This window comes from Candidatus Accumulibacter vicinus (genome assembly GCF_000584955.1).
Classification (GTDB): Bacteria; Pseudomonadota; Gammaproteobacteria; order Burkholderiales; family Rhodocyclaceae; genus Accumulibacter; species Accumulibacter vicinus.
The window spans coordinates 220,903-227,185 of record NZ_JDSS02000024.1; the positions used below are offsets into that span (position 1 = coordinate 220,903).

Annotated in this window: 4 protein-coding genes; 3 read left to right on the plus strand and 1 reads right to left on the minus strand. The window is 63.0% G+C overall.

Annotation, left to right across the window (positions count from 1 at the left end; genetic code table 11):
- The 3 genes from CAPSK01_RS22775 to CAPSK01_RS22780 all read left to right on the plus strand — a co-directional run.
- On the plus strand, nt 1-352 hold a 352-nt coding region (locus tag CAPSK01_RS22775; protein ID WP_034926492.1), incomplete at its 5' end, for a UbiX family flavin prenyltransferase.
- Between the two features lie 19 nt (nt 353-371).
- Nucleotides 372-1,589 carry an MFS transporter gene (locus CAPSK01_RS11655; protein WP_034926494.1) on the plus strand — a complete coding sequence of 406 codons (1,218 nt, stop codon included), beginning with the start codon at nt 372-374 and terminating at the stop codon, nt 1,587-1,589.
- 88 nt (nt 1,590-1,677) lie between these two features.
- Complete coding sequence (locus CAPSK01_RS22780; protein ID WP_273703554.1) at nt 1,678-5,118, plus strand: EAL domain-containing protein; 3,441 nt, start codon at nt 1,678-1,680, stop codon at nt 5,116-5,118.
- Between the two features lie 38 nt (nt 5,119-5,156).
- On the opposite strand, the gene mutY is transcribed toward CAPSK01_RS22780, so the two are convergent.
- Nucleotides 5,157-6,242 carry an A/G-specific adenine glycosylase gene (gene mutY / locus CAPSK01_RS11665; protein WP_337958573.1) on the minus strand — a complete coding sequence of 362 codons (1,086 nt, stop codon included), beginning with the start codon at nt 6,240-6,242 and terminating at the stop codon, nt 5,157-5,159.
- Between the last annotated feature and the right edge of the window lie 41 nt (nt 6,243-6,283).

A 6,283-nucleotide genomic window follows, 5' to 3' on the forward strand; every position in this document is an offset into this window, starting at 1 on the left:
CTCCAACCCACCCGACGCCATGGTCATCTGCCCGTGCTCGCTGGGAACCCTCGCGGCGATCGCCCAGGGACTGGCCAGCAAGCTGATCGAACGGGCTGCCGACGTGGTCATCAAGGAAGGCCGCAAGCTGATCCTGGTGCCGCGAGAGACACCGCTGTCGGTGATTCATCTTGAAAACATGTTGCGTCTGGCGCGAGCGGGAGCCGTGATCCTGCCTCCCTGCCCGGGCTTTTATCACCATCCGCAGCGAGTCGAGGAGCTCGTCGATTTCGTGGTGGCGCGCATTCTTGACCAGCTGCAGGTACGCCATGCGCTGATGCCACGCTGGGGAGACGCGTCGACTGCCCCATGACCTGCCCACCTGTTGAACAATGACTGGCCAACCCTCTTCGGCCGTACTGGTCCTCACTTTCTGCCTCGCCGAGGCATTGCTGATGGCCGGCTTTGCGCTGGTGCCGTCGCTGTTGCCACAACTTTCGCAACGCTGGTCCTTGTCGGCAACCGCAGGCGGCTGGCTGGGCGGCATCTTTTTCCTCGGCTACATCCTCGCCGTCCCCGTACTGGTCAGCCTGACCGATCGCATCGACGCGCGGCGCATCTACCTGGCCGGTGCAACCGTGAGCGCGCTCGCCCTGGCCGGCTTCGCGAGCTTTGCCGACGGTCTGGCGAGCGGCCTGGGCTGGTGGTGGCTGGCCGGTCTGGGTCTGGCTGGAACCTACATGCCGGGTCTCAAGGCGCTCACCGATCGGCTGCCGGTCGCTGTACAAGCACGGGGCACCGCGTTCTACACCGCCACTTTCGGTGTCGGCGCCGGGTTGTCGTATCTCTGGATCGGACTGCTGCAGGAGCGGCTGCCATGGCCCGGGCTGTTCGCCATCGCGGCGGTTTGTGCAGCGCTGTCGATGCTGCTGGTCTGGCACGGCATCGCGCCGGGCAAACCCCTGACAGCGATGCCGGTCGGGCGCAGCCACTGGCGAAGCATCCTGGGCGATCGACGCATCCTGGCTTTCTGTGGCGGCTATTTCGGTCACAACTGGGAGCTCTTCGGCTTCCGTGCCTGGCTGGTCGCCTACCTGACCTGGACGCATGCCCGCACGCCCGATTCCTGGACAGCAATGCCGGGATTGATTGCCGCGCTGGCCACCTTTCTCGCGGTCCCTGCCAGCATTCTCGGCAACGAAGGCGCGCAGCGCTGGGGACGCGATCGCTGGCTGCAGGCCGTAATGCCTTTGTCTGGCGTTCTGGCGGTCGTCGTCGGCTTCTCGGGCAGCCAGTCGAGCCGCTTGCTGGTGCCCTTGCTGCTGGTCTATGCGGCGAGCATGAATCTCGATTCGGCCGCACTGACTGCCGGCCTGCTGACCGAAACCGCACCCGAAAAACGCGGTACGGCGCTCGCACTGTACTCGTCGATCGGCTTTGCCGGTGCGTGCATCGGACCGATCGCCTTTGGTGTCGCCCTCGATGCCTTCGGTCGCAGCCTGCAGGCCGGCTGGACGGCAGCATTCGTGACCCTGGCCTGTGGCGTTGGCTTTGGACGCTGGGCGATCGGCAGGATCGGCGCTGCACTTCCACCTACCCACGTTTCCTGAGCGGACAAAAGACTCGCGTCCGCCCGCAAGCCGATCACTCCCATGATGCATCCTTGCCTTCAACGGCAAAGTCTTGCAGTATTCCCCGATGATCCCGGAAAAGACGCCCATTCCCGACCGCAGACAGCGCCGGGCACTACTGCTTGGCCTGGCTCTGCTGGTCCTCTGCGTCCTGCAACTGCTGGCTTACCAACTATGGTTGAGCTACCAGGAGCATATCGTCGATGCCGAAACCAAAACCCGCAACTACGCGGCGATTTTCGAGACGCGACTGGACGCCACGCTGCGTCGTACCGATGCCATCCTGCAGGGATCAAGCCGCAGCCTCCCGGCGCAGCAGGCCTTGGCCCGGCCGGCGTCAGCCGGCAACGCGGCACTGCTGGGCGAGGCACTCGACGCGCACCTGCTGCATTTCGATGATCTGGCCGGTCTGCGGATTTTCGACCGCAGCGGCGATCTGCGGTACAGCTCGAACGGGGCCCAAACGGCCCCCACCAATGTCGCCGACCGAGATTACTTTCGCCTCCTGCAAAACCAGCCGCAGTCCGGCCCGACATTCTCCGAAGTGATTATTTCGCGCACCACAGGCCGGCACAGCCTGATCATCGCCCGCGCACTGCAGGACCCGCATGGCGTTTTTCTTGGCATCGTCACCGCAGTGCTCGACCTCGATCGCCAGGTGGAAATCTTTCGCTCGGTCGATGTTGGCAGCAATGGCGTCATCTCGTTTCGCCGCAGCGACGACCACCGACAGGTCGTGCGCTGGCCATCGGGGCCAGGCAAGATGAACCAGGAACTCGATCCGGGTCATCCGCTTCGGCCGCCGATGGCCCGTGGCGACAGGACGGGAACCTTGCACTTTGCCTCTCAGACCGACGGTGTGCAGCGGATTTACAGCTTTCACCGGCTCGAACACTACCCTTTCTATTTCATCATCGGCGTCAGCTTCGACGACGTCCTGGCCGGCTGGCGAACACGTGCTCAGGTGGTGGGCGCTTGCGGTTTCCTGCTGCTCGCGCTATTCGCCACGCTGCTGCTGCATCTGTGGCGCAGCGAAGCACGCGAGGCCCAAGTCGTCGCTAACCTGGTCGACAGCGAACGGCAGCAACGCGACAATGGCAAGCGACTCCAGATATTCGAACGCCTGGTAGAAAACGCCGGCCAGGGCATCGGCATGGCGCATCCCGACGGGACCATCACCTATGCCAACCCAGCGCTGCGCCGCTTGCTCGACCTGCCGGCGAACGCCGCGTACAACGATTATTCGTTCAATCAGTTCTATACCGGAGAAAACCGCCGAAGATTACGGGAGGAAGTGCTGCCGGCGGTTCTCCAGACGGGCCAGTGGACAGGTGAGCTGGAATTGTCTTCGCTGGACAGGCGCAGCATCCCGACCATACACACCCTGTTCGTCGTCCGCAACGCTGCCGGCGAAGCACCGATCATCGCCAACGTGCTCGTTGACGTCTCCGAATGTCGGCAGGCCGAACAGGTATCGCGGCTTCTGCTGCAGGCGGTCGAGTACAGTCCGGTAGCCATTGTCATCACCAGTCGCAATGGCGAGATCGAGTACGTCAATCCCAGCTTTACCCAGATGACGGGCTTTTCCCGGAGCGAAGCCATTGGCCAGAACACGCGCTTCCTGAAATCCGGTGAAACCCCTCCCGAGACCTATCGGCAACTGTGGCAAACCCTGCTCGAAGGTAAGGTATGGAACGGGGTTCTGCACAACCGGCGCAAGAACGGCGAATTGTTCTGGGAACAGGCGAGCATTTCACCGATTTTTGGCGATTACGGCAAGGTCACGCATTACCTCGCCGTCAAGGAAGACATCAGCGATCGTCACGTCACGGAAACCCGCTTGCGTCTGCTGGCCGGAGTCTTCGAACACAGCGCCGAAGCGATCATGATCAACGACCACGACAACCGCATCCTGGAGGTCAACAAGGCCTTCTGTCGCCTCTCCGGCTATGCCCCCGACGAGGTACGCGGCCAGAATCCGCGCCTGTTGTCGTCGGGGCGCTCGCCCCCGGAGACGTACCGCGCCATGTGGCAGTCGATCAACAGCACCGGCTACTGGCGGGGCGAGATCTGGGACCGTCGCAAGGATGGCAGTGTCTACCCGAAATGGCTGTCGATCTCGACCATCTGCGGATCCGACGGCAACATCGAACATTACATCGGGATTTTCTCCGATATCTCCGAGCGCAAGGCGGCCGAGGAAAAGATCAGCCACCTCGCGCATTTCGATACCCTGACCGATCTGCCCAACCGCTCCAACCTGCAGGGCCGGCTTGAGCAGGCCCTGGCCGCGGCGCGGCGTGACAGCCAGCACCGTCCGCTGGCGGTGATGTTTCTCGATCTCGATCGTTTCAAGAATATCAACGACACGCTCGGTCACCACGTCGGCGACTCGCTGCTGCTGGAAGTTTCGAAACGGTTGATGGCGAGCGTGCGCGAAAGCGATGTGGTCGCCCGCCTGGGCGGTGACGAGTTCGTCGTCGTCCTGACCGGCGCTGACGCCATCGCCGCCGAACGAGTCGCCGAAAAAATCCTCAAGGCCCTGTCGCAACCCTATCACCTCGACGGACAGAAACTGCACACCACCTCGAGCATCGGCATCGCCGTATTCCCCGGTGACGGGGAAAGCGTCGACATTCTCATGCGCAATGCCGATGCGGCGATGTATCACGCCAAATCAGCCGGGCGCAACAACATGCAGTTTTTTACCGCAAGCATGAACCAGGCCGCCAGTGACCGGCGACAGCTCGAAGAAGATCTGCATCTGGCTTTGCAGAAAAACCAGTTCATCCTGCATTACCAGCCACAGGTCGATGAACTGCGCCGTGTGGTTGCTGCCGAGGCGCTGCTGCGCTGGCAGCACCCCGCGCACGGCCTGGTCCCACCCAACCGATTCATCCCGCTCGCCGAAGATACCGGGCTGATCGTACCGATCGGGCACTGGGTGCTGGAAACCGTCTGCGCGCAACTCCAGGCCTGGTCCGTCGAGGCACGGACACGCGATCTACAGTTGGCGGTCAATGTCAGCGCACGCCAGTTCCGCCAGGCCGATTTCGTCGATCAACTCCGCAAGGTCATCGAACACAGCGGCGCGAACCCTCTGCGCCTGAAACTCGAATTGACCGAGAGCCTGGTGCTGGACAACGTGGCCGACACGATCGCCAAAATGGACGTCATCAAGCAGTTCGGCGTCAGCTTCTCGATGGACGACTTCGGCACCGGTTATTCGTCGCTGTCCTACCTGACCCGTTTGCCGCTCGACCAGCTCAAGATCGATCGTGCTTTCGTCAGCAGACTTCCCGACAACCAGAGCGATGCGGTGATCGCGCAAACCATCGTCACCATGGGCAGCAGCCTCGGTCTCAAGGTGCTGGCCGAGGGGGTCGAAAACGAGGCGCAGCGCCAGTTTCTTGCAGACCATGGCTGTCACGGCTACCAGGGTTTTCTCTTCAGCCGCCCCCTGCCCGTCGAGGCCTTCGAACGATTCCTGAACCAGAGCGGGTGCTGACCGGCAAGCATTCGCTCAGGCAGGCGGACTGATCAGGGTCAGCGACCGAGGGAGAGCAGCAGCTTCTTGATCGGCGTCGGCAATGCCGCGCCAGCGACATCGTCCAGGGACAGCCACTCGCACCCGTGTTCCCTGGCCTGCAGGCTGATCACCTCGACATCGCAGCGCAGTACCTGGAGGGTCAGCCGAAAATGGGTAAACACATGCGTCATCGGCGACAGCGCCTGCGTGCCCAGCAGCCGGCAACCCTGGCGTCGGGCAAAGCTTGCCGCCGACTCGCTGGGCGCTTCGGGGAGGCTCAGCAAACCTCCCCAGAGACCACTTGGTGGGCGGCGTTCGACGAACACGCGGCAGCCGTCGCTGAGCAGCAGGACGCTGCTCAGCCGTTCAGGCAGCACTTTTCTCGGCGCCGGCCTGGGCAGTTCGGCCTGTCGGCCCTGTCGGCAAGCAACACAGGCCGCCTGTAGCGGACAAACGTCGCAGGCAGGCTGGTGACGGCGGCAAACGGTCGCCCCGAGATCCATCATGCCTTGCGTGTAGGCCTCGATATCGTTTTCCGGGAGCAGCATTTCGGCCAACGCCCACAGCGCGCGCTCGTCCTGCGCCGCGCCCCTGGCGACCCCAAAGCAACGCGCCAGCACGCGTTTGACGTTACCATCGAGAACCGCGGCTCGACGACCAAAGGCGAAGACACTGATCGCCGCCGCGGTAGAGCGACCGATTCCCGGCAATGCTGCGGTTTCACCGGGATCGGCGGAGAACTGACCCGCACGCTCGGCAACGAGGGTTTGCGCGCAGCGGTGCAGATTGCGTGCCCGCGCGTAATAGCCGAGCCCGGACCACAATTCGAGAACGCTCTCGAGAGAGGCTTCGGCAAGTGCTGCAAGCGTGGGAAAACGTGCGAGAAAGCGCGTGTAATAAGGAATCACGGTCGGCACCTGAGTTTGCTGCAACATGATTTCAGATAACCAGATGCGGTATGGGTCGCACGTCTGTTGCCAGGGCAGGTCATGGCGACCATTCACTCTCTGCCAGGCAATTACCCGCATCGAGAAGCCCGGCCCGGTCGCCGGCCAGGCGTCATCAGCCATCGACTGCGCGCGCCAGCGCCACCGGCGGCGCATCCGATAGCGGCCGCAAGGCCACGCCAGCGTTAGTCGACAAG